Genomic DNA, 24,150 nt, shown 5'->3' on the forward strand with positions numbered 1-24,150 from the left:
TCCACCATGCCCCTCTCACTTCTCATCCTGGCCCTGAGCGCCTTCGCCATCGGCACCACCGAGTTCGTCATCATGGGCCTGTTGCCTGAGGTGGCGGCCGACCTGGGTGTATCGATTCCCGGCGCCGGCTGGCTGGTGACCGGCTACGCCCTGGGCGTGGCCATCGGGGCACCGTTCATGGCCCTGGCCACCGCACGGTTGCCGCGCAAGGCCGCCCTGGTCGCGCTGATGGGGATCTTCATCGTCGGCAACCTGCTCTGCGCCATCGCCAGTGATTACAACGTGCTGATGTTCGCCAGGGTCGTCACCGCCCTGTGCCATGGCGCGTTCTTCGGCATCGGTTCGGTGGTGGCCGCCGGTCTGGTGGCACCCAACAAGCGCGCCTCGGCCGTGGCCCTGATGTTCACCGGCCTGACCCTGGCCAACGTACTCGGCGTACCGCTGGGCACCGCGCTGGGTCAGGAAGCCGGCTGGCGCTCGACCTTCTGGGCCGTGACCGTCATCGGCGTGATTGCACTGATCGGCCTGATCCGCTTTCTGCCGGCCAAGCGCGATGAAGAAAAACTCGACATGCGCTCGGAACTCGTCGCCCTCAAGGGCGCAGGCCTGTGGCTGTCCCTGAGCATGACCGCGCTGTTCTCCGCCTCGGTGTTCACCCTGTTCACTTACGTCGCCCCGCTGCTGGGAGAAGTCACTGGCGTATCGCCCCGCGGCGTGACCTGGACCCTGGTGCTGATCGGCCTGGGCCTGACCCTGGGCAACATCATCGGCGGCAAGCTGGCGGACAAGAGCCTGGCGAACACGCTGATGGGGGTTTTCACCACCATGGCTGTGGTGTCCACCGTATTGAGCTGGACCAGCGTCGCGCTGATCCCCACTGAAATCACCCTGTTCCTCTGGGCCACCGCCTGCTTCGCCGCCGTGCCGGCCCTGCAAGTCAACGTGGTGACCTTCGGCAAAGACGCGCCAAACCTGGTTTCCACCCTGAACATCGGCGCCTTCAACATCGGCAACGCCTTGGGCGCCTGGGTCGGCGGCAGTGTCATCGACCACGGCCTGGGCCTGACCAGCGTGCCCCTGGCCGCCGGTGCGCTGGCCGTGCTGGCGCTGCTGGTCACCCTGATCACTTTCCGCCAGGGCGGCAATGCCGACCTGGCCCCTGCCACTCACTGACTTTTAACCCTTAACTTTCGAGGTTGTAATTGATGACGACTATTTTCGATCCAATCAAACTCGGCGACATCGAGCTGAAGAACCGCATCATCATGGCGCCGCTCACCCGCTGCCGTGCCGACGCCGGCCGTGTGCCCAACGCGCTGATGGCCGAGTACTACGTGCAGCGTGCCTCCGCTGGCCTGATCCTCAGCGAAGCCACCTCTGTCACGCCCATGGGCGTGGGCTACCCCGATACCCCCGGCATCTGGTCCAACGACCAGGTGCGCGGCTGGAGCAACGTGACCAAGGCCATCCACGGCGCCGGCGGCAAGATTTTCCTGCAACTGTGGCACGTGGGCCGGATCTCCCATCCGTCTTACCTGAACGGCGAATTGCCGGTGGCGCCCAGCGCCATCCAGCCCAAGGGCCATGTAAGTCTGGTGCGTCCGCTGGCCGACTACCCGACGCCACGCGCGCTGGAAACCGAGGAAATCGCCGATATCATTGAGGCTTACCGCGTAGGCGCCGAGAACGCCAAGGCCGCCGGTTTCGACGGCGTGGAAATCCATGGCGCCAACGGCTACCTGCTCGACCAGTTTCTGCAAAGCAGCACCAACCAGCGCACCGACAACTATGGCGGCTCCCTGGAAAACCGTGCCCGCCTGCTGCTGGAAGTGACCGACGCTGCCATTGAAGTCTGGGGCGCCGGCCGGGTTGGCGTGCACCTGGCACCACGCGCCGACTCCCATGACATGGGCGACGAGAACCGCCTGGAAACCTTCAGCTATGTGGCCCGCGAGTTGGGCAAGCGTGGCATCGCCTTTATCTGCTCCCGTGAAAAGGAAGGCGAAGACAGCATCGGCCCGCAGCTCAAGCAAGCTTTCGGTGGCCCGTACATCGCCAACGAACGTTTCACCAAGGACAGCGCCAACGCCTGGCTGGCCGAGGGCAAAGCGGATGCCGTTGCCTTTGGTGTGCCGTTCATTGCCAACCCGGACCTGCCGGCGCGCTTGAAAGCTGACGCACCGCTGAACGAGCCGCATCCGGAAACGTTCTATGGGAAAGGCCCGGTGGGTTACATCGATTACCCCGTGATGTAAATAAAAAACCGGCCTTACAAAAAGCCCCGACTCGCAAGAGCCGGGGCTTTTTTACATCTGTTGACGGCTGACGCAATCAAACTCCGCAGACATCGAAACATCAAATAACAACACCACACTTACTCACTATGGATTAACACACCGGACAGCGCTAATAATAAGCCCGAACAACAACCCACTCAACCAATGGATTTAACCGACATCTATCAAACTTAATAAGCAACTTCAATTCTTGTAAAAAACAACACTAAACCAAGTAACTTCAATTACGCGCCATTATCTTACGCAGGCTTTAGCGCGCCTCGTAATACATGAGAGACACATTACAATGAACATGATGAAAAAATTAATCCTCGCTCTGCTACTGGGACCGGCAGCCGTCGCCACCAGCCTGGCCAACACCGGCATCACCGTGGAGCTGGTAAACAAAACTTCTCACGCCTTGGAAATGACCAACATTTTAAGTGAGCAACCCACGCCCCCGGACATGTCCTTGAGCGCTTATGATGTCCCCGCCAAAACAACCCGCGAATTCTATTTCGCCCATAACAGGAAATTCACTTATCCCGCTGCTGGCTGGCAACCGACGCTGAGAAAAATCAAACCGATTGAATTAGTTCTCTCCTATCAAATGAGCACCTTCAACTTCGGCTGCCAAATGCAAACCCGCTTTGAAGCCCCCATCGGTTTTGGCGTCCTGGAATCCAGTTACAGGCCAAACAGGAAAAGCAAAACTGCGTATACCGGCAATGGTGAATACACCTGCCGCTCGGAAATCTTCCAGAAGATGCTCGAACCCCCTTTCAACTATTCCGTGCGCCTCATTGTTGAATAAACCAGAGGGTCGGTAACAGGCCGGCACGACAAGTACAGGCGCCTCAATGGCGCCGGTACATCAACACGCCATAATCCTCCTGCACAATAGCGACTCGCGAGCGATCAACGTGTCTGCAGTTCGTCTATAAATGACTCTGCCGGGATCAAGGCCCGGCGGGGTCCTCACCGTTCAGCTATTGACACAAACCGATGAAATTGAGCATTTTGTTTTATTTGCGCAGGTTGGGGCTCAGGTGCAGCATATCCAGCCCGATCTCCACCCAGCGCTCGGCCTCACCCGCCAGTGCGAAGCTGTCGGGAGCCAGTAGCCACTGGTACAAAATGCCGTCGATGTAGGCATGAATGGCGACTGCTGCCCTTTCGGGATCCAGATCGTCCGGCAACTGGCCACGCTTCATCGCATTGCGCAACGACAACGCGATACGCACGTTGCAATCGAGACTGACCTGGCGCCGCTGCTGGCGCAAATCGCACATTTCATCGGTGAATTCGCACTTATGAAACAAAATCTCATTAATGCGTCGGGTTTTCGGGTCCAGGGCCACCTGTTGGAACAACCGCACCAGCAGCTTGCGAACACAACCCAGGGGGTCAAGCTCCTCTTCACTTTCACTGGCGCGGGCCAGATCGTCGAGCGGCTCGTGCAACGTATCGAGCATGGCCTGGAGCAGGTCCGCCTTATTGCTGAAATGCCAGTAGATGGCACCGCGCGTTACACCGGCCAGCGTCGCGATGTCAGCCAGTGTCGTGCGGGCCACACCGCGCTCGAAAAAGGCTTTTTCGGCCGCTTCGAGTATCTGGCTGCGAGTCTCCAGAGCTTCCTCTTTGGTACGACGGACCATGGCAGTAAACACCTCAATCAGGATGCGTAAGCAATGCGTAAGGATCAACTGAACAAAATGTGAGGCGGCGTTCTTCACAACGCTTCTGCGACCTGCGCAGGCCTTTTGTCAGGCTTTTGTAAATACCGATGGTACGCAATTTGGGTGTTTACAAACAACCGTGTACGTAAGTATATTTCTTAGCATCCTACTAATTGTTTATCTCGCTCTTTTTCACCTTCCACTTTCTTGTGCGCCTCTTACGCGCCTGGACCCGAGGATTTCCATGCAATTCAAGCCAGCTGTTACCGCTCTGGTTACCGCCATCGCCCTGGCATCGCTGCTCAGCGGATGTAAAAAGGAAGAGGCGGCACCTGCCGCACCGGCTCCTCAGGTCGGCGTCGTAACCCTCAAGACCCAGCCGTTCACCCTGACGTCGGAGCTTCCCGGTCGCACCAGCGCGTTCCGCATCGCGGAAGTTCGTCCGCAAGTCAACGGCATCATCCTCAAGCGTCTGTTCAAGGAAGGTGCCGACGTCAAGGCTGGCCAGCAGCTGTATCAGATTGACCCGGCCATGTACGAAGCGACCCTCAAAAGCGCCGAAGCAAACCTGCGCTCAACCAAGTCCATTTCCGATCGCTATAAACAATTGGTGGACGAACAGGCCGTCAGCCGCCAGGAATACGACACCGCCTTGGCCAACCGCCTGGAGTCGGAAGCCAATCTGCAGACCGCCCAGATCAATGTGCGCTACACCAAGGTCTACGCACCGATTTCCGGTCGCATCGGTCGCTCCTCGGTGACAGAGGGTGCGCTGGTCAGCAACGGCCAGGCCGATGCCCTGGCAACCATTCAGCAACTGGACCCGATTTACGTCGACGTGACGCAGAGTTCCGTGGAACTGCTGCAACTGCGCCGTGAACTGGAAAGCGGCCGCCTGCAGAAGGCTGGCGACAACGCCGCCATGGTCAAACTGACCCTGGAAGACGGCAGCCAATATGCCCATGAGGGCAAGCTGGAGTTCTCCGAAGTGTCGGTCGACCAGACCACCGGTTCGGTAACCCTGCGCGCGGTGTTCCCTAACCCTGACCACACCCTGCTGCCGGGCATGTTCGTCCACGCGCAATTGCAGGCCGGGGTCAACAGCGCGGCGATTCTCGCGCCGCAGCAAGGCGTGACCCGCGACCTCAAAGGCATGCCGACCGCCCTGGTGGTGGGCCCGGACAACAAGGTCGAGCTGCGCCAGCTCAAGGCCAGCCGTACCGTCGGTAGCCAATGGCTGATCGAAGACGGGCTCAAGGCTGGCGATCGTTTGATCACCGAAGGGTTGCAGTACGTACGGCCAGGGGTGGAAGTCAAAGCCACTGAGGCCACCAACGTTGGCGCAAAGAACCCGGCCCCCGCACAGGCAGCTGACAAAGCCGCCGGCGGCAAAGGGGAGTAAACCATGTCGAAATTTTTTATCGACCGTCCGATTTTCGCCTGGGTTATCGCCCTGGTGATCATGTTGGTCGGGGCCCTGTCGATCCTCAAATTGCCGATCAACCAATACCCCAGCATCGCGCCGCCGGCCATTGCGATCCAGGTCACCTACCCGGGCGCATCCGCGCAGACCGTGCAGGACACCGTGGTGCAGGTCATCGAGCAACAGCTCAACGGCATCGATAACCTGCGTTATGTCTCCTCGGAAAGTAACTCCGACGGCAGCATGACCATCACGGCGACCTTCGAACAAGGCACCAACTCCGATACCGCCCAGGTCCAGGTCCAGAACAAGTTGAACCTGGCCACTCCGCTGCTGCCGCAAGAAGTGCAGCAACAGGGCATCCGCGTGACCAAGTCAGTGAGAAACTTCCTGATGGTGATCGGCGTGGTGTCGCGCGACGGCAGCATGACCCGGGAAGACCTGTCCAACTACATCGTGTCCAACATGCAGGACCCGATCTCGCGCACAGCCGGTGTCGGTGACTTCCAGGTCTTCGGTGCCCAGTACGCAATGCGAATCTGGCTCGACCCGGCCAAGCTGAATAACTACAGCCTGACCCCGGTAGATGTGACCAACGCCATTTCCGCGCAGAACGTCCAGATCGCGTCCGGCCAACTCGGCGGCCTGCCTGCCCTGCCCGGTCAGCAACTGAACGCCACCATTATTGGCAAGACCCGCCTGCAGACCGCCGAACAGTTCAAGGCCATCTTGCTCAAGGTCAATCCGGATGGCTCGCAAGTGCGCGTCGGCGACGTGGCAGATGTCGCCCTGGGCGGCGAGAGCTACAGCATCAATGCCCAGTTCAACGGTGCCCCGGCCTCCGGTCTGGCAGTGAGACTGGCCACCGGTGCCAACGCCCTCGACACGGCCAAGGCCCTGCGCCAGACCGTCGAAGATCTCAAGCCGTTCTTCCCGCAAGGCCTGGAAGTGGTGTTCCCCTACGACACCACACCGGTGGTGAGCGAGTCGATCAAGGGTGTGGTTGAAACCCTGATCGAAGCGGTTGCCCTGGTGTTCCTGGTGATGTTCCTGTTCCTGCAGAACTTCCGCGCCACCATCATCACCACAATGACGGTGCCGGTGGTATTGCTCGGCACTTTCGGGATCCTCGCGGCATTCGGCTTCAGCATCAACACCCTGACCATGTTCGGCATGGTGCTGGCCATCGGTTTGCTGGTGGACGATGCCATCGTCGTGGTGGAGAACGTCGAACGGGTCATGAGTGAAGAAGGCCTGTCACCCAAGGAAGCCACCAAGAAATCCATGGGCCAGATCCAGGGCGCCCTGGTGGGTATCGCCCTGGTGCTCTCGGCGGTGCTGCTGCCGATGGCGTTTTTTGGCGGCTCCACCGGCGTGATCTACAAGCAGTTTTCCATCACCATCGTCTCGGCCATGGCCCTGTCGGTACTGGTGGCCCTGATCTTTACCCCGGCCCTGTGCGCCACCATGCTCAAGCCGATTCCCAAGGGTGAGCACGGCACGCCGAAACGCGGCTTCTTCGGCTGGTTCAACCGCACCTTCGACCGCGGCGTCAGAAGCTACGAGCGCGGCGTGGGCAACATGCTCAAGCACAAGGCGCCGTACCTGCTGGCCTATGTGATCATCGTGGTTGGCATGGTCTGGCTGTTCACCCGCATCCCGACGGCGTTCCTGCCGGAAGAAGACCAGGGCGTGCTGTTTGCCCAGGTACAGACCCCGGCCGGTTCCAGCGCCGAACGGACCCAGGTGGTGGTGGACAACATGCGCGAGTTCCTGCTGCGTCCAAGCAAGGATGGCGGTGAAGGCGATGGCGTGGCCTCGGTGTTCACCGTGACCGGCTTCAACTTCGCTGGTCGTGGCCAGAGCTCCGGCCTGGCGTTCATCATGCTCAAGCCGTGGGAAGAGCGTGACGCTGAGAACACCGTGTTCAAAATCGCTGGCCGCGCCCAGCAACACTTCTTCACCTTCCGCGACGCAATGGTGTTTGCCTTCGCTCCGCCGGCGGTGATGGAACTGGGTAACGCCACCGGTTTCGACGTGTTCCTGCAGGACCGCGCCGGCATCGGCCATGAGAAGCTGATGGAAGCCCGTAACCAGTTCCTGGGCATGGCTTCCCAGAGCAAGATTCTCTCCCAGGTGCGTCCGAACGGCCTGAATGACGAGCCGCAGTACCAGTTAGAAATCGATGACGAGAAGGCCAGCGCCCTGGGCATCACCCTCTCGGACATCAACAACACCCTGTCGGTTGCCCTGGGCAGTAGCTACGTGAACGACTTCATCGACCGTGGTCGGGTGAAGCGGGTGTACGTCCAAGGTCAGCCGAATGCACGCATGAGCCCCGAAGACCTGCAGAAGTGGTATGTGCGCAACAGCGCCGGGACTATGGTGCCGTTCAGCGCATTCGCCAAGGGCGAGTGGGTCTACGGCTCGCCGAAACTGGCCCGTTACAACGGCGTGGAAGCGATGGAAATTCTGGGGTCCCCGGCCCCGGGTTACTCCACCGGCGAAGCCATGGCCGAAGTCGAGGCCATCGCCCAGAAACTGCCGGCCGGCGTCGGTATTTCCTGGACGGGTTTGTCCTACGAGGAACGTCTTTCCGGCTCCCAGGCGCCTGCGTTGTACGCCTTGTCGCTGCTGATGGTATTCCTCTGCCTGGCTGCGCTGTATGAAAGCTGGTCGATTCCGATCGCGGTCATGCTCGTGGTACCACTGGGGATCATCGGTGCCTTGATGGCGACCAGCCTGCGCGGCCTGTCCAACGACGTGTACTTCCAGGTGGGTTTGTTGACGACCATCGGTCTGGCGGCGAAAAACGCTATTCTGATCGTGGAATTCGCCAAGGAACTTCACGAACAGGGCCGCACGCTGGTGGAAGCCGCCATTGAAGCCTGTAGGATGCGTCTAAGGCCGATCATCATGACGTCCCTGGCGTTCGTTCTCGGCGTGGTGCCGTTGGCGATTTCCACCGGCGCAGGTTCAGGCAGCCAGCACGCCATCGGCACCGGTGTGATCGGCGGTATGTTGACCGCCACCATCCTGGCGATTTTCTGGGTGCCATTGTTCTTCGTGACTGTGTCGTCGATAGGCCGTCGCAAAAATATCGACCAGGACGACACTCCTGAAACTTCTAAAGAGGCTGGCCAATGAGCAAGTCGCTCCTCTCTCTGACCATCGCCGCCGTCGTGCTCAGCGGCTGCTCGCTGATCCCCGATTATCAGCGGCCCGAAGCACCGGTCGCCACGCAGTACCCGCAAGGTCCGGCCTACGAGCCGGCCAAGGCGGCCAGCCAGGCCGCCGCCGAACAGGGCTGGAAACAGTTTTTCCATGACCCGGCCTTGCAACAGCTGATCCAGGTTGCCCTGGAAAACAACCGCGACCTGCGCGTCGCGGCGCTGAATATCGATGCTTACGCCGCGCAATACCGCATCCAGCGGGCGGACCTGTTCCCGGCGGTCTCGGCCACCGGTTCCGGCAGCCGTCAGCGAGTGCCGGCACGGGCGTCGCAAACCGGTGAGGCAGCCATCAGCAGCTCCTACTCCGCGACCCTGGGCATCAGTGCTTATGAACTGGACCTGTTCGGCCGGGTGCGCAGCCTGAGCGAGCAAGCGTTGCAAAGCTACTTCGCCACCGAAGAGGCCCGTCGCAGTACCCAGATCAGCCTGGTGGCCAGCGTTGCCAACGCCTACCTGACCTGGCAGGCCGACAAGGAACTGCTCAAGCTGACCCAGGAAACCCTGGGCACCTACGAGCAAAGCCTCAAGCTGACCTCCCGCAGCGCCGAAGTCGGCGTGGCCTCGGCCCTGGACCTGAGCCAGGCACGCACGGCGGTGGAAAACGCCCGCGTACAACTGGCGCGCTATACCCGCCAGGTGGCTCAGGATGAAAACAGCCTGACCCTGCTGCTGGGCACTGGTCTGCCGTCCAACCTGAGCACCCAACCGCTGAGCGATGACCTGCTCAGCGAAGTGCCGGCGGGGTTGCCGTCAGACCTGTTGCAACGTCGCCCGGACATCCTCCAGGCCGAACGCAACCTGCTGGCCGCCAACGCCAACATCGGCGCCGCACGGGCCGCGTTCTTCCCCAGCATCAGCCTGACGGCCAACGCCGGCACCCTGAGCCCGGACCTGTCCGGCCTGTTCAAGGGCGGTTCGGGCACCTGGACCTTCGCCCCGCAAATCAACCTGCCGATCTTCAACGCCGGCAGCCTGCGGGCAAGCCTGGATTACGCCAAAATCCAGAAAGACATCAACGTCGCCAATTACGAGAAGTCGATTCAGACCGCGTTTCAGGAAGTCTCCGACGGCCTGGCCGCACGCCGGACCTACAATGAACAGTTGCAGGCCCAGACCGCCTTCGTCGCCGCCAACCAGGACTACTACAGCCTGGCCGAGCGTCGCTATCGCATCGGTGTCGACAGCAACCTGACCTTCCTCGACGCCCAACGTCAGTTGTTCAGCGCCCAACAATCGCTGATCACCGACCGCCTGGCGCAACTGACCAGCGAGGTCAATCTGTACAAGGCGTTGGGCGGTGGTTGGAATGCCGAACCCGGCAAGAACGAACCGGTGGCGGAGAAAGCGCCGCCGTTGAAACTGTTCTGACTTGATGCCTGAACGCTGAAACACGAAGCCCACCGGAAGGTGGGCTTTTTGTTTGTGCACGCTGTGTGGGAGCAAGGCTTGCCCGCGATGGCGGCCTGACAGTCGGCCAGGGTTTTGTTGATTGCGTACATATCCGTTTCTGCGGTAACGGCCACTTAGGGTTCCGCCCTTACGGCGGGTCACTTTCGAAAATCCGGAAGCCGGCCCAGGCGAAAGTAACCAAAGCGCTTCTGCCCCACCACTCGGTGCCTCGCCTAGGCTCGGCATGCCCTCACTCCGGCATTGCTCCGTGGGCCGCCGCGAAGGGCCATCCATGGCCCAGCGCGGCTACCTCGGCATCCATGCCGAGGTGCCCACTGCGCAATGCCTGCGTTCGGCCAGCGTGGTTAACGGGGCGCCCGAGATCAACGTCCACCGCGAGGCGGCCTGATAGCCGACCTGATTTTTTGGTGATCGCGTTCCTCCTGTGGGAGCGAGCTTGCTCGCGAAGAGGCTGGAACATTCAACATTATTCATCGACTGTGCCATCGCCTTCGCGAGCAGGCTCGCTCCCACAATTGGACCGGGATACGACCGGGAGAGCCAGGTCGGCTATCAGGCCGCCTCGCGAGCAAGCTTTGCTCACACAGTTCTGACCGGCGTACGACCGGGAGAGCCAGGTCGGCTATCAGGCCGCCTCGCGAGCAAGCTTTGCTCACACAGTTCTGACCGGCGTACGACCGGGAGAGCCAGGTCGGCTATCAGGCCGCCTCGCGAGCAAGCTTTGCTCACACAGTTCTGACCGGCGTACGACCGGGAAAGCCAGGTCGGCTATCAGGCCGCCTCGCGAGCAAGCTTTGCTCCCACAGTTCTGACCGGCGTACGACCGGGAAAGCCAGGTCGGCTATCAGGCCGCCTCGCGAGCAAGCTTGCTCCCACAGTTCTGACCGGTGTACGACCGGAAGAATCAGGTCGGCTATAAGGCCGCCTCGCTTTTGATTTTGATCTGGGGCGCCCCGTTAACCACGCTGGCCGAACGCAGGCATTGTGGAGTGGGCATCCCGGCATGGATGCCGGGATAGCCGCGCTGGGCCATGGATGGCCCTTCGCGGCGGGCCCACGGAGCAATGCCGGAGTGAGGGCACACCGAGCCTAAGCGAGGTGCCGAGTGGTGGGGCAAGAGCGCTTTGGTTACTTTCGCCTGGGCCGGCTTCCGGATTTTCGAAAGTGACCCGCCGTAAGGGCGGAACCCTAAGTCGCCGTTACCGCGAAATGGATATGTACTCAGTCAAAAACATCCTGGCCGACTGTAGGCCGCCATCGCGATCAGGCTCACTCCCACAAAGATCCAATCAGTTTTTGCCGTTCGATAATCGCCCAAAACCCGCAAACGACAATTGAACCGATCCCAGCCGGCCCTTCACCATCCCTGGCACAAAACCAATAACAACAGGTTCGATGCCATGCCCATAGACCCCGCCTCATCCGGCTGATCCTTCGATCGCCTTACCGTCCAGCTCCACCGTGCCGACTGCAACCCAAGGTTGCGGCAGCGACCCGCTTTGCCCACAAAACTAGAGACATGCCCATGAAACCTACACAGCATTTATTCCCCAGTCTTATCGCTATTGCCCTGTCTGGCGCCACCCTGCCCGTCCTGGCCGCAGAGTCGGGTTTTGTCGAGGACGCCAAGGTCAATCTCAACCTGCGCAACTTCTACATCAACCGCAACTTCACCAACCCGGCTAACGCCCAAGGCAAAGCCGAGGAATGGACCCAGAGTTTCATTCTCGACGCCAAGTCCGGCTTCACTCAGGGCACCGTGGGTTTCGGTATGGACGTGCTGGGCATGTACTCGCTCAAGCTCGACGGTGGTCGCGGCACGGCCAATACCGCCTTGTTGCCGGTGCATGACGATGGCCGTCCGGCAGATGACTTCGGTCGCCTGGGTGTCGCACTCAAGGCCAAGGTGTCGAAAACTGAGCTGAAAGTGGGCGAATGGATGCCGGTGCTGCCGATCCTGCGCTCTGACGATGGCCGGTCCCTGCCGCAGACTTTCCGCGGCGGTCAGGTCACCTCCACCGAGATCAACGGCCTGAGCCTGTACGGCGGCCAGTTCCGCGCCAACAGCCCGCGTAACGACGCGAGCATGGAAGACATGTCGATGAACGGCCGCGGCGCGTTCACGTCCGACCGCTTCAATTTCGGCGGCGGCGAATACGCCTTCAACGACAAGCGCACTCAGGTCGGCGTCTGGTACGCGGAACTGTCGGACATCTACCAGCAAAAATATTTCAACCTGACCCACAGCCAGCCCATCGGTGACTGGACCCTAGGCGCCAACCTGGGCTACTTCATCGGCAAGGAAGAAGGCAGTGCCCTGGCGGGCGACCTGGACAACAAGACCGCGTTCGCCATGCTCTCGGCCAAATACGGTGGCAACACCTTCTACGTCGGCCTGCAAAAACTCAGCGGCGACGATGGCTGGATGCGCGTCAACGGCACCAGCGGCGGCACCCTGGCCAACGACAGCTACAACTCCAGCTACGACAACGCCCAGGAAAAATCCTGGCAAGTGCGCCACGACTTCAACTTTGCCGCCGTCGGCGTACCGGGCCTGACCCTGATGAACCGCTACATCAGCGGTGACAACGTACACACAGGCACCATCACCGACGGTAAGGAATGGGGTCGCGAAAGCGAACTGGCCTACACCGTACAAAGCGGTGCGTTGAAGAGCCTCAATGTGAAATGGCGTAATTCAACGATGCGTCGGGATTACAGCACCAATGAGTTCGATGAGAACCGGCTGATCGTCAGCTATCCGATCAGCTTGTTGTAAAAGCCAAACATAAGTGGAGGCTGTACCGGCGTCATCGCGAGCAGGCTCGCTCCCACAGGGGGATCAGTGTCGAGCAAAAAATTTGTGTTCACCGAAGATCCAGTGTGGGAGCGAGCCTGCTCTCGATGGCGTCATCACATTCAACATCGATGCAAGCTGACCCACCGCTTTCGCGAGCAAGCTCGCTCCCACAGGGGGATCAGCGTTGAGCATAAAATTTGTGTTCACTGAAGATCCAGTGTGGGAGCGAGCCTGCTCTCGATGGCGTCATCACATTCAACATCGATGCAAGCTGACCCACCGCTTTCGCGAGCAAGCTCGCTCCCACAGGGGGATCAGCGTTGAGCATAAAATTTGTGCTCACTGAAGATCCAGTGTGGGAGCGAGCCTGCTCGCGATGGCGTCATCACATTCAACATCGATGCAAGCTGACCCACCGCTTTCGCGAGCAGGCTCGCTCCCACAGGGGGATCAGTGTCGAGCATAAAATTTGTGTTCACTGAAGATCCAGTGTGGGAGCGAGCCTGCTCGCGATGGCGTCATCACATTCAACATCGATGCAAGCTGACCCACCGCTTTCGCGAGCAAGCCCGCTCCCACAGGGGATCAGTGTCGAGCATAAAATTTGTGCTCACTGAAGATCCAGTGTGGGAGCGAGCCTGCTCGCGATGGCGTCATCACATTCAACATCATCGCCAACTGACCCACCGCTTTCGCGAGCAAGCTTTGCTCCCCCAGTCTTGACTTCCACAGGGATTGGCGGTGGATCTCAAGCCCGTGATTCGACGCCCAGTTCATCCCACACCGACTCGGCCAGGTGGAAGGTGGCGTTGGCCGCAGGGATGCCGCAATAGATAGCACTCTGCATGATCACTTCCTTGATCTCGCTGCGGCTCACACCATTATTGGCAGCAGCGCGCAAGTGCAGTTTGAGTTCTTCGCTGCGGTTCATGCCGATCAGCATGGCGATGGTGATCAGGCTGCGGGTGTGGCGCGGCAGGCCGGGGCGGGTCCAGATGTCGCCCCAGGCATGACGGGTGATCATCTCCTGGAATTCGCTGTTGAACTCAGTCAAGGCATTCAGGCTGCGGTCGACGTGGGCATCGCCCAGCACCGCGCGGCGTACTTGCATGCCTTCGTCGTAACGTTGTTTCTCGTCCACAAAATACTCCCTCAAGAACGACTGGAACCTAGCAGGAAAGCCAGCACCCGCTCGCTGAACGCGGCACCGGCCTGGACGTTGGACAGATGCGCGGCATGGAATTCGGCGTATTCGGCGCCGTTGACCCGCTCCTGGATAAAGTGCCCGCCCGACGGTGGGGTCACGGCATCTTTGGTGCCGGCGACCACCAGCAGCGGCACGCGAATCGACGACAACTGCTCGCGGAAATCGGCATCGCGCACCGCCGCGCAGTTAGCCGCGTAGCCCTGGGGCGAAGTGGCAGCAAGCATGTCGGTGATTCTCCTGACCTTCTCTGGATGAGCCTGGGCAAAGTCCGATGTGAACCAACGGGCAATCGAGGCATCCCGCAGCGCGACCATCGCCGCCTTGCCATCACGCAGTACGGTTTCGATCCGCGGGTCCCATACGGATGGGTCGCCGATCTTGGCGGCGGTGTTGCACACCACCAGTTTGTGCAGCCGCTCACCGGCATTGATCCCCAGCCATTGGCCGATCAATCCGCCCATGGACAACCCACAGAAATGCACCTTGTCGATGTTCAGCTGATCGAGCATCGCCAGCACGTCGCGGCCCAGTTGGTCGATGCTGTACGGCCCTTCAGTCACCAAGGATTGACCGTGCCCGCGCGTGTCAAAACGCAACACGCGAAAGTGTTCACTGAAGGCGGCGATCTGCTCGTCCCACATGTGCAGGTCGGTGCCCAGGGAGTTGGAGAGCACCAGCACCGGGCCATCCTGCGGTCCATCGAAACAATAGTTCAGTTCGCCTTCGGCGAGTTTGACGAATCCCACAACAGTCTCCTTTCAGGCGTTCAAGGCAAGGTGTTCAGCCACCGCGCGCGCGACCCAGGTCTGGGCCTGGCCGAGGTAGTGGGCGGGGTCGAGCAAATGATCCAGCTCAGCGGCAGACAACTGCGCAGTGACTTGGGGCTCGTCCCCCAACACGTCCCGCAAATGACGTTGTTCAGCCACGGCGCGTTTGCAACATTGCTCCAACAGATGATGCGCAGTGTCGCGTCCGACCCGCTGGGCCAGGACGATGCTCACCGCCTCGGCCAGCACCAGCCCTTGGGTCAGTTCCAGATTGCGAGCCATGCGCGCCGCGTCCACTTCCAGACCTTCGGCCAGCAGCCGCGCCTGTTGCAGGGCGCCGGACACCAGGCAGCAGATCTCCGGCAAGGTTTCCCATTCGGCGTGCCACAGGCCCAGGCTGCGTTCGTGCTCCTGGGGCATGGCGCTGAACAGCGTCGACAACAGGCCAGGGACTCGGGTCGCCGCACCGATCAGCACCGCCGCGCCCACCGGGTTACGTTTGTGCGGCATGGTGGACGAACCGCCCTTGCCCGGCGCCGAGGGTTCGAACGCTTCACCGGCCTCGGTCTGCATCAACAAGCTGATGTCGCGGCCCAGTTTGCCCAGGCTGCCGGCGATCAACCCCAGTACCGAACCGAACTCAACCAGGCGATCGCGTTGGGTGTGCCACGGCTGCTCCGGCAAGCTCAGTTGCAGCTCGGCGGCCAGGGCTTCGGCGATGGGCAAGGCCTGCTCACCCAGTGCGGCAAGCGTTCCGGAGGCACCACCGAACTGCAACACCAGCAAGCGCGGCTTGAGCTCATTCAGGCGCTGGCGGCTACGGGTGATGGCTCCCAGCCAACCGGCGATTTTCATGCCCAGGGTCACCGGTGTTGCGTGTTGCAACCAAGTGCGCCCGGCCAATGGCGTGGCGGCGTAGCGTTCGGCTTGGCGGGCGAGAATCGTGGCCAGTTGCGCCAGTTCGCCTTCGATCAAAGCCAATGCCTGGCGCAGTTGCAGCACCAACCCACTGTCCATCACGTCCTGACTGGTAGCCCCCAGGTGCACGTAGCGCTCAGCCTCGGCGTCTTGCGCGGCAATGCGCTTGCCGAGGGCCTTGACCAGTGGAATCGCCGAATTACCCGCCGTGGCAATCGCCTCGCTCAACGCCGAAAAATCGTACAACTGCGCGTCACAGGCCTTCTCGATCGGAGCCACTGCACTGACAGGGATCAAGCCCACCTTCGCTTCCGCCCGGGCCAGCGCCGCCTCGACATCGAGCATGGCCTGCACCCGGCCCGCATCACAAAACACCTCGCGCATGTGGCGGGTGGTGAAGTAGGCATCAAAGAGCTGATTACCCGGTCGTTCGCTCATAAAAAGTCCTTGGGTGTGCAGGTCTGCCGGCCTGACGCGGTTGGGTCAAAAGCTGCAACGTAAATACGTGGGTTGTCGCACATCCTATTCATCACCCGCGCAGGCCAACCCTACGCCTTCGGGTGGAACAGGGTCATCAGTATTTTGTACAACCCACGCCCCACCGTTGTTGCGGGGCTGGGCCAAGAGCATTCGCCACACGGGTTTCAATCAGTAGTCGAAGAACACCGTCTCGGCATCCGTCCCCTGCAAAACCACGTTCCACTGATACACGCCCGAAGCATCGGGCTTGCTCACGATAGTGGCGCGACGTTCCTCGGGCACGCAGGCCAGCAGCGGGTCGGTTTCGTTGGCCTGCTCACCATCGAAGTAGATTCGCGTCAGCAAATGCTTGACCAGACCGCGGGCGAACACCAGCACGACAAGATGCGGCGCCTGGGTCGTGCCGCCAAGGCCCGGCACGGAGCCCGGCTTGATGGTGGTGAAACGAAAACGCCCTTCGGCATCCACCGGCACCCGGCCAAAGCCTTCGAAATTCGGGTCCAGGGGCTTGTCCTGGTCGTCTTCCGGGTGTGCGTATTTGCCGGCGGCGTTGGCCTGCCAGACTTCCAGCATCGCGTCATTGACGAATTCGCCGTTGCCGTCGATCACCTGCCCGGTGATCGCCACGCGCTGGCCGAGGGTTTGGGCAACGGTCAGGTCTTCGCGGTTCAGCCAGGTCAGGCCGATGTGGTAGTAAGGACCAACGGTGTGGGAGGTGGTGGCAGTGAGCGTCATCTTATTTCTCCATCGGCGTGGCATCGCGGCCGCGCAATACGATGTCCCAGCGATAACCGAGGGCGTAGTGAGGAATGGTTTTTTCCAGGTCGAAACGGGCGATCAGACGTTCCTTGGCGCTGGTGTCCGGCACGCAGTTGTAGATCGGATCGTAGGCCAGGAGTGGGTCGCCGGGGAAATACATCTGCGTCACCAGGCGCGTCAGGATGCTCGGGCCGAACAGTGAGAAATGGATGTGCGCCGGGCGCCAGGCATTGTGATGGTTGCCCCACGGGTAGGCGCCGGGCTTGATGGTCTGGAACTGGTACCAGCCATCGGCGTCGGTGACGGTGCGACCGGTGCCGGTGAAGTTCGGGTCCAGCGGTGCGTCGTGCAGGTCGCGGTCATGGTTGTAACGACCGGCGGCGTTGGCCTGCCAGATCTCCACCAGGATGCCAGGGACGGGTTGGCCATGCTCATCCAGCACGCGCCCGTGAATGATGATTCGCTCCCCCAGTGGCTCGCCGGCATGCTGGGCAGTCAGGTCGTTGTCCTTCTCCTGCAGGCGATCGGCACCTACGGTCGGACCGGTAATTTCCGACAGCGAATGGGGCAGGTACACCAACGGCTTTGAAGGCGAGCGCAGGTTGGTGGACTGGTACGGCGGGTGCAGGTACTCCGGTTGGGTGCCCGCTTGGGGGCGACGATAACCAGGCTTGTCAGTCATGAAGCATTCCTCGGTTTCTTATTAGTGGAACGACGTGTCAGACGCGTTCGATTGCCAACGCCAGACCCTGGCCGACGCCGACACACATGGTCGCCAGGCCTTTCTTGCCACCGGTCTTTTCCAGATGATGCAGCGCCGTCAGCACCAGCCGTGCTCCGCTCATACCCAGCGGATGGCCGAGGGCGATGGCGCCGCCATTGGGGTTCACCTGCGGCGCGTCGTCCGCAAGACCCAGATCGCGCAGCACCGCCAGGCCCTGGCTGGCGAAGGCTTCGTTGAGTTCGATCACATCAAAGTCTGCGACCGCCAGGCCCAGGCGCTCAGTGAGTTTGCGCACCGCGGGCACCGGGCCGATGCCCATCACCCGTGGAGCCACGCCGGCACTGGCCATGCCCAACACTTTACCCCGAGGCGTCAGCCCGTGTTTCTTCACCGCTTCGGCCGAAGCCAGGATCATAGCCGCCGCGCCATCATTCACGCCCGAGGCGTTGCCGGCCGTGACGGTTTTGTCTGGACCGTTGACCGGCTTGAGTTTGCTCAAGGTCTCCAGCGTGGTGTCGGCGCGAGGATGCTCGTCCTGCTCGACCACGGTTTCGCCTTTCTTGTGGGCTACGCGCACCGGGACGATTTCCTCGGCGAAATACCCTGCGGCCTGGGCTGCTGCCGTGCGCTGCTGGCTGCGCAAGGCGAAAGCATCCTGGTCAGCGCGGGACACTGCGTAATCATCGGCCACGTTATCGGCGGTCTGGGGCATCGCGTCCACACCGTACTGGTTTTTCATCAACGGGTTGATGAAGCGCCAGCCGATGGTGGTGTCTTCCAGTTTCATGTTGCGGGAGAACGCGGCATCGGCCTTGCCCATCACGAACGGTGCGCGGGACATCGACTCCACGCCGCCGGCGATGGCCAATTCCATTTCGCCGCTGGCGATGGCGCGGAACGCCGTGCCGACGGCGTCCATGCCCGAGGCGCAGAGGCGGTTGAGGGTTACGCCGGGAATGCTCTGCGGCAGGCCAGCCAGCAGCAGCGCCATGCGCGCCACGTTGCGGTTGTCTTCCCCGGCCTGGTTGGCGCAACCGAGAAACACTTCGTCCACGGCAGTCCAGTCCACCGATGGGTTGCGTTCCATCAGCGCCTTGATCGGCACCGCGGCCAGGTCATCGGCGCGCACCGCGGCCAAACCGCCCCCGAAGCGACCGATGGGGGTTCGAATCGCATCACAGATATAAACGTCGCGCATCACGCTTCTCCCGGTGCCTGGCCGTGGGCCGCGGCAGTGCGCGCTTCCAGGTCGCGCAGTGCGCGCAGCTCTGTTTCGGTCGGCTCGGCGGTGGTTTGCACCTGGTCGGCAAAACGAATCGCCCAACCGGTGGCGGCAACGACTTGCTCACGGGTCACGCCGGGGTGCAGCGCAGTGACCACGAACTCATGGCTGCCGGCTTCCGGCTCCATGATGCACAAGTCGGTGATGATACCGACCGGACCTGCGCCCGGCAGGCCCAGGCGTTTACGCGAATCCCCGCCCTCGCCGTGACCGACCGAGGTGATGAAATCCAGCTTGTCGACGAACGAGCGCGCCGACTGCTTGAGGATGATCAGCACGCTCTTGGCCGAACCGGCGATTTCCGGTGCACCACCGGCGCCCGGCAAGCGGACTTTCGGTTGATGGTAGTCGCCCACCACCGTGGTGTTGATGTTGCCGAACCGGTCGACCTGAGCTGCACCGAGAAAGCCGACGTCGATGCGTCCACCCTGCAACCAGTAGCGAAAAATCTCACCGGTGGGTACGACAGTGTCCGCGGTTTCAGCCAGCTCACCATCACCGATAGACAGGGGCAATACGCTGGGTTTGGCCCCGATCGGACCGGACTCGTAGATCAGCACGACATCCGGCGACGAGGTCAGCCGCGCCAGGTTGGCTGCCTTCGATGGCAGGCCGATGCCCACGAAGCACACAGCGTTGTTCTGCAATCGACGGGCTGCGGCGACGGTCATCATTTCATTGGTGGAGTACGTCATTATTTCACCTGCGAAGTGGCAGCCAGTCGGGCCTGGAATTCACTGAAATCTTTCGTTGCGTGGATGTATTCATTGATCCATGCGGTAAAGGTCTCACGGTCCCGGGCGATCGGATCCCACGCCTGATAGAAACGGTTGTCACGTTCGGTGTAGCCGTGCGCGTAGGAAGGATGAGCGCCGCCCGGTACATGGCACACCGCGCTCAGCGCCCAGGTCGGCAGCACGCAGGCGTTCATCGGTGCGTTGAGGTCATCGACGATTTCTTCCACGGTGACGATGCAGCGCTTGGCGGCCAGGGCGGCTTCTTTCTGCACGCCGAGAATGCCCCACAACAGGACGTTGCCCTTGCGGTCGGCTTTTTGAGCGTGGATCACTGTAATGTCCGGGCGCACGGATGGCACGGCGGCCAGCACTTCCCCGGTGAAGGGGCAGGTCACGGTTTTGATCAACGGATTGACCTTTGGCAGGTCGGAGCCGGCGTAGGCCCGCAGCACCGCGAATGGCAGGCCCGAGGCCCCGGCGACGTAGGCATTGGCCAGGTCGGCGTGGCTGTGCTCTTCGATCTCCAGCGGCTGCGGCCATTGTTTTTCCACGGCATCGCGCAGCCGGTGCAGGGAGCCCACCCCAGGATTGCCGCCCCAGGAGAAAATCAGCTTGCGAGCACAACCGGCGCCGATCAACTGGTCGTAGATCAGGTCGGGTGTCATCCGCACCAGGGTCAGGTCTTTCTTGCCCTGGCGAATGATTTCATGACCCGCCGCCGTCGGAATCAGGTGAGTGAAGCCTTCGAGCGCGACGGTATCGCCGTCATTGACGAATTGCTTCACTGCGTCGTGCAGCGAAAGGATTTCAGCCATGGGGCAGGCTCCCGTTTTTCAGTAGACCAAGATGAAGAAAAAGGCGCGAGGTTAAGCGCCGGAGTGACTGAAGATTAAGCTCGGGGTTACAGCCAAACAATCCGATAATCGACTGAGTGTTCGTTTATCGAACAGATTGTTGTTTGGCTATCGATTTCCCAGACACCCTGATCCTGTGGGAGCGAGCCTGCTCGCGATTGAGGTGGGTCAGTCAACACTTATGCAAGTTGACCCACCGCTATCGCGAGCAGGCTCGCTCCCACCGGTCTGCCGCAAGGTTCAGATCATTGCCTCACGTCGCATCCGCATGACTGACCATGCCCTTGATCACCACCGCCGCAGTCGCCAGGGCCGCTGGAATGACCAGGGCGGTCAGGACCTGTTCGAAGTTCCAGCCCAGGCCCAACAATGTCGCGCCCATCCAGGCGCCGAGGATCGCGCCGAACCGGCCGATACCCAGCATCCACGAGACACCGGTGGCCCGGCCTTGGGTCGGATAGAACCGCGCCGCCAGCGACGGCATCGCCGATTGCGCGCCGTTGACGCACATGCCGGCCACCAGCACCAACGTGGCAAGCAAGGTAATGTTGCCCAGACTCTGCCCTACCGCGTAGGCGAATATCCCGGCCATCAAGTAGAAAATGCCGATGACTTTGTGCGGATTGAACCGATCCATCGCCCAACCCACCCCAACCGCGCTCAATACGCCGCCGAACTGGAACAACGCCCCGATAAACGCCGCCTGCTCCATGCTCGCGCCGCTGTCGCGCATCAGCGTCGGCAACCAACTGGTCAGCAGGTAAACAATTACCAGCCCCATGAAATAGGTCAGCCACAACAAGAGCGTCCCGGCGCTGTAGGTGCCGGAGAAAATCACCGCCAGCACGTTGCGGGCTTTAACGATTTTTTGTTCCGGCACACTGAAACTCGCCGCCTGGGCGACGGTGTGCGGATCGATCGGTGCCAGGGTCTTGCGCACCTTGTCCGTGCCACGATTGCGCACCACCAGATAACGTGCCGACTCCGGCAACCAGAACACCAGCACCACCGCCAGGATCAACGGCAGGATCCCGCCGATCAGCAGCAGACTGTGCCAACCGAACGCCGGTATCAACTTGGCCGAGATAAACCCGCCGCCGGCCATGCCCAGGTTGAAGCCGCAGAACATGCTGGTCACCAGCAACGACTTTTTACGCTCCGGGGTGTATTCCGACAGCAAGGTAGTGGCGTTCGGCATACCGGCGCCCAACCCCAGGCCGGTCAGAAAGCGCAGCACCAGCAATTGATCGATGTTGGTGCTGTAAGCCGATGCCAGGCTGAACGCGCCGAACAGCACGACCGCGCCTACCAGCACAACTTTTCGGCCGAAACGGTCTGCCAACGGACCGGAGCCGAGAGCACCGAAGACCATGCCGATCAGCGCCGCACTCATGACCGGACCGAGGCTGGCCCGATCAATGCCCCAGTCCTGGGAGAGCGCCGGAGCGATGAAGCCCATGGCCGCAGTGTCGAGCCCGTCGAGAAAAACAATCAGAAAGCACAGAATCACTACCCGCCATTGATAGCGCGAGATGGGTTGAGCGTTGATGAAGGACTGCACGTCGAGGCAATTGCCTACGGAGGTCTGGGGTTGGTTCATCTTGTTTTTATTCCACGCAAGAAAACGCAGGCGAACAGAGGCCCGGCAAATAAACCGCAAGGCTGCAAAAAAGGTGTTGGTTAGCGGGCGATCCGGGACAGACAGGTCGGTCGATCGTCAAGGTGAAGGCCGAGGAAGGTATACATGGCAGGTGTGCCTCTCATTATTATTGGGCCGCCATCCATCGGTCGAGCCAGGCTCGATCACGTCGGATGACGCTGCCGCGACATTAATGATCCGAGGCAAATACCGTCAATTCGTCAGAGGCGACTCTGTGCGTTTATCGAACAGCTTAAGTGAACAGTTGCGCGCTCAAGTCACGGCTGGCTCCCAACAGCCCCGGCAGGAAGCGCTGTTCCAGTTCATTGCGGCTGACCCGCCCGGCATGGGTACTGACATTCAGCGCCGCCACCACCTGGCCGGAGGCGTCGTAGACTGGCACGGCAATCGAGCGCAGCCCCTGCTCCAGTTCCTGATCGACGATGCACCATCCCTGCCGCCGCACCTCTTGCAAACACTCCAGCAAAGCCTGGGGAGTGTGCAGGGTCCGGCTGGTCTTGGCCTGCAGGTCGGCATGGTCGAGGTAATCACGCAGGGAAGCGTCGTCCAGTGCCGCCAGAAGAATCCTGCCCATCGAGGTGCAATAGGCCGGCAGACGTCCACCGACGGACAGGTCCACGGATATCAGCCGCTGGGTGGTGGCCGAACGGGCGATATAAAGAATGTCGTCGCCTTCAAGCGTCGCCATATTACAGGCCTCATGCAGCTGTTCGCTCATGCGATCCAGATACGGCTGCGCGGACACGGCCAGAGGCGTCGATGACAGATAGGCATGGCCCAGGGTCAATACTTTGGGCAGCAGCGAATAGGTTCGTCCGTCGGTGGTGGCGTAGCCGAGTTTGATCAAGGTATGCAGGCAACGTCTGACGGCGGCGCGGGGAATTTCCGTGCGGTGGCTGATCTGAGCGATGGTCAGGTGCCGTTTGCGCTCCTGAAACGCCTGGACCACGGCCAACCCTCGGGCCAGGGACGTCATGAAGTCCGGGTCACCGGTCAGGGCCTGGATGCGCTTGGCCGGCGAAGCAACGATGGGTGGCGCTACAGAAGCAAAGGCGTTGCGCAATTGGTCGTTCATATCTGGTCCTTCCCGGGGAATGGCGGCTATTACAAGCGGCTGCCCGCTGAGCAGACAAGGGCTGGCTGTCAGCACCGTTCGATTATCGAACCATCAACCGATAATCGCAATCAAGGCACCCTACCCCCCTCTTGCTTCTGTGTGAAGGGTTGATAAATAAGTAAGACGACACGAGTATTGAACGTAGTTCGCGCCAGCAGAGTGGATAGCGACATTGTCTGGCATTGCCTGAAACCTAATTGCCACAAGTTGCACATACAAATATTGATTCACACAACAACAGATTCTTTTAACTTTTCCCGATAGTGTTCTTCGGGCAGCCCGCTATAATGCACCACAGTGACGGTGCGGCAATCGACCGCTCCCGTCCGCAGGCATTGCAGGTTTCTATCCTGCGTGGTGCCGGCAGCCGGTGCCCGAAGCACCCGGATGGCGCTTCCCCGTATCGGCGGTATACGAAACTCCTGATGCTACGTCAGCTGTCAGCTCTGGTGCCGTGGCCGTCTGCATGTCTACATGCAGTGCGTATCACCAGATCCAATTCAATCCATTAGGTAATACTGTGACGAAAGACGAACTGCGCGCGGAACTTGAGCGCCAGGAACAACGTTACAAGGAAGTTTACGGCGGGGAAATCACCACCTACGCCGCGCAACCTGAACCGGAACGCAAACCCTGGCGTAAACGCGCCACCGTTCAGGACCAGGCCTTTACCCAGGAACTTCAGAAAATGGAACAGGAACTCAAAGCGGAAGAGCGGTAATGCTCAGCGCTTGATGTTCTTGTGAAGCGGTATCCGGCCGACACCCTGGCCGGCCCCGTACCGGACGCCCGCCATGAGCGGGCCGCCATTTCCCCGACAACGG

General features: G+C 60.9%; 20 protein-coding genes. 9 read left to right on the forward strand and 11 right to left on the reverse strand.

Features of this window, described 5'->3' with window-relative positions:
• Positions 1-6: 6 nt before the first annotated feature.
• From BW979_RS23845 to BW979_RS23855, 3 genes are all read left to right on the forward strand, one after another.
• Positions 7-1,173: an MFS transporter gene (locus BW979_RS23845; RefSeq protein ID WP_047228027.1), complete on the forward strand. Its 1,167-nt coding sequence runs from the start codon at positions 7-9 to the stop codon at positions 1,171-1,173.
• A 32-nt stretch (positions 1,174-1,205) separates the two neighbouring features.
• Positions 1,206-2,255: an alkene reductase gene (locus tag BW979_RS23850; protein WP_076386007.1), complete on the forward strand. Its 1,050-nt coding sequence runs from the start codon at positions 1,206-1,208 to the stop codon at positions 2,253-2,255.
• A gap of 328 nt (positions 2,256-2,583) precedes the next feature.
• Positions 2,584-3,090, forward strand: a complete 507-nt coding sequence (locus tag BW979_RS23855) for a hypothetical protein (protein WP_076386009.1) — start codon at positions 2,584-2,586, stop codon at positions 3,088-3,090.
• Between the two features lie 211 nt (positions 3,091-3,301).
• Here the strand turns inward: BW979_RS23855 and BW979_RS23860 are convergent, their stop codons facing one another.
• Positions 3,302-3,934: a TetR family transcriptional regulator gene (locus BW979_RS23860; RefSeq protein WP_047228030.1), complete on the reverse strand. Its 633-nt coding sequence runs from the start codon at positions 3,932-3,934 to the stop codon at positions 3,302-3,304.
• A gap of 265 nt (positions 3,935-4,199) precedes the next feature.
• On the opposite strand from BW979_RS23860, the gene BW979_RS23865 reads away from it, so the two are divergent.
• The 5 genes from BW979_RS23865 to BW979_RS23885 all read left to right on the forward strand — a co-directional run bounded on the left by BW979_RS23865 (position 4,200) and on the right by BW979_RS23885 (position 12,800).
• Complete coding sequence (locus BW979_RS23865) at positions 4,200-5,357, forward strand: efflux RND transporter periplasmic adaptor subunit (RefSeq protein ID WP_047228031.1); 1,158 nt, start codon at positions 4,200-4,202, stop codon at positions 5,355-5,357.
• Positions 5,358-5,360: 3 nt separating this feature from the next.
• Positions 5,361-8,525, forward strand: a complete 3,165-nt coding sequence (emhB, locus tag BW979_RS23870; protein WP_047228032.1) for an efflux RND transporter permease subunit EmhB — start codon at positions 5,361-5,363, stop codon at positions 8,523-8,525.
• The gene (gene adeC / locus BW979_RS23875) at positions 8,522-9,979 is read left to right on the forward strand and encodes an AdeC/AdeK/OprM family multidrug efflux complex outer membrane factor (protein ID WP_047228033.1); all 1,458 of its coding nucleotides are present in this window, start codon (positions 8,522-8,524) and stop codon (positions 9,977-9,979) included. The genes emhB and adeC overlap by 4 nt, the downstream gene beginning before the upstream one ends.
• A 265-nt stretch (positions 9,980-10,244) precedes the next feature.
• Positions 10,245-10,409, forward strand: coding sequence for a hypothetical protein (locus BW979_RS27515; RefSeq protein ID WP_153387482.1), 165 nt, complete (start codon positions 10,245-10,247; stop codon positions 10,407-10,409).
• Positions 10,410-11,546: 1,137 nt separating this feature from the next.
• Positions 11,547-12,800 carry an OprD family porin gene (locus BW979_RS23885; RefSeq protein ID WP_076386014.1) on the forward strand — a complete coding sequence of 418 codons (1,254 nt, stop codon included), beginning with the start codon at positions 11,547-11,549 and terminating at the stop codon, positions 12,798-12,800.
• A 769-nt stretch (positions 12,801-13,569) separates the two neighbouring features.
• On the opposite strand, the gene pcaC is transcribed toward BW979_RS23885, so the two are convergent.
• The 10 genes from pcaC to pcaR form a co-directional block, all read right to left on the reverse strand.
• Positions 13,570-13,962, reverse strand: coding sequence for a 4-carboxymuconolactone decarboxylase (pcaC, locus tag BW979_RS23890; protein WP_047228308.1), 393 nt, complete (start codon positions 13,960-13,962; stop codon positions 13,570-13,572).
• Positions 13,963-13,973: 11 nt separating this feature from the next.
• Positions 13,974-14,774, reverse strand: coding sequence for a 3-oxoadipate enol-lactonase (gene pcaD / locus BW979_RS23895; protein ID WP_076386016.1), 801 nt, complete (start codon positions 14,772-14,774; stop codon positions 13,974-13,976).
• 12 nt (positions 14,775-14,786) lie between these two features.
• Positions 14,787-16,151: a 3-carboxy-cis,cis-muconate cycloisomerase gene (locus BW979_RS23900; protein ID WP_076386018.1), complete on the reverse strand. Its 1,365-nt coding sequence runs from the start codon at positions 16,149-16,151 to the stop codon at positions 14,787-14,789.
• 210 nt (positions 16,152-16,361) lie between these two features.
• Positions 16,362-16,928, reverse strand: a complete 567-nt coding sequence (gene pcaG, locus BW979_RS23905) for a protocatechuate 3,4-dioxygenase subunit alpha (protein ID WP_047228311.1) — start codon at positions 16,926-16,928, stop codon at positions 16,362-16,364.
• A 1-nt stretch (position 16,929) separates the two neighbouring features.
• Entirely contained in the window at positions 16,930-17,634 is a 705-nt protein-coding gene (pcaH, locus tag BW979_RS23910) for a protocatechuate 3,4-dioxygenase subunit beta (RefSeq protein WP_076386020.1), read from the reverse strand.
• 37 nt (positions 17,635-17,671) lie between these two features.
• Positions 17,672-18,877, reverse strand: a complete 1,206-nt coding sequence (gene pcaF / locus BW979_RS23915; RefSeq protein WP_172833803.1) for a 3-oxoadipyl-CoA thiolase — start codon at positions 18,875-18,877, stop codon at positions 17,672-17,674.
• On the reverse strand, positions 18,874-19,656 hold the full coding sequence (locus BW979_RS23920) for a CoA-transferase subunit beta (RefSeq protein ID WP_171061413.1): 783 nt from the start codon (positions 19,654-19,656) through the stop codon (positions 18,874-18,876). Before BW979_RS23920 ends, pcaF begins: the two co-directional genes overlap by 4 nt.
• Entirely contained in the window at positions 19,653-20,510 is an 858-nt protein-coding gene (locus BW979_RS23925) for a CoA transferase subunit A (protein ID WP_047228315.1), read from the reverse strand. Before BW979_RS23925 ends, BW979_RS23920 begins: the two co-directional genes overlap by 4 nt.
• 292 nt (positions 20,511-20,802) lie before the next feature.
• A complete protein-coding gene (locus tag BW979_RS23930) occupies positions 20,803-22,149 on the reverse strand; it encodes an MFS transporter (protein WP_047228316.1) in 1,347 nt (448 codons plus the stop codon).
• Between the two features lie 292 nt (positions 22,150-22,441).
• A complete protein-coding gene (gene pcaR / locus BW979_RS23935; protein ID WP_047228317.1) occupies positions 22,442-23,284 on the reverse strand; it encodes a pca regulon transcriptional regulator PcaR in 843 nt (280 codons plus the stop codon).
• Positions 23,285-23,846: 562 nt separating this feature from the next.
• Between pcaR and BW979_RS23940 the strand changes: the two genes are divergently transcribed.
• Complete coding sequence (locus BW979_RS23940; protein ID WP_047228318.1) at positions 23,847-24,047, forward strand: hypothetical protein; 201 nt, start codon at positions 23,847-23,849, stop codon at positions 24,045-24,047.
• Positions 24,048-24,150: the final 103 nt, after the last annotated feature.

The sequence above is a fragment of the Pseudomonas sp. A214 genome (assembly GCF_900156295.1).
Classification (GTDB): domain Bacteria; phylum Pseudomonadota; class Gammaproteobacteria; order Pseudomonadales; family Pseudomonadaceae; genus Aquipseudomonas; species Aquipseudomonas rhizophila.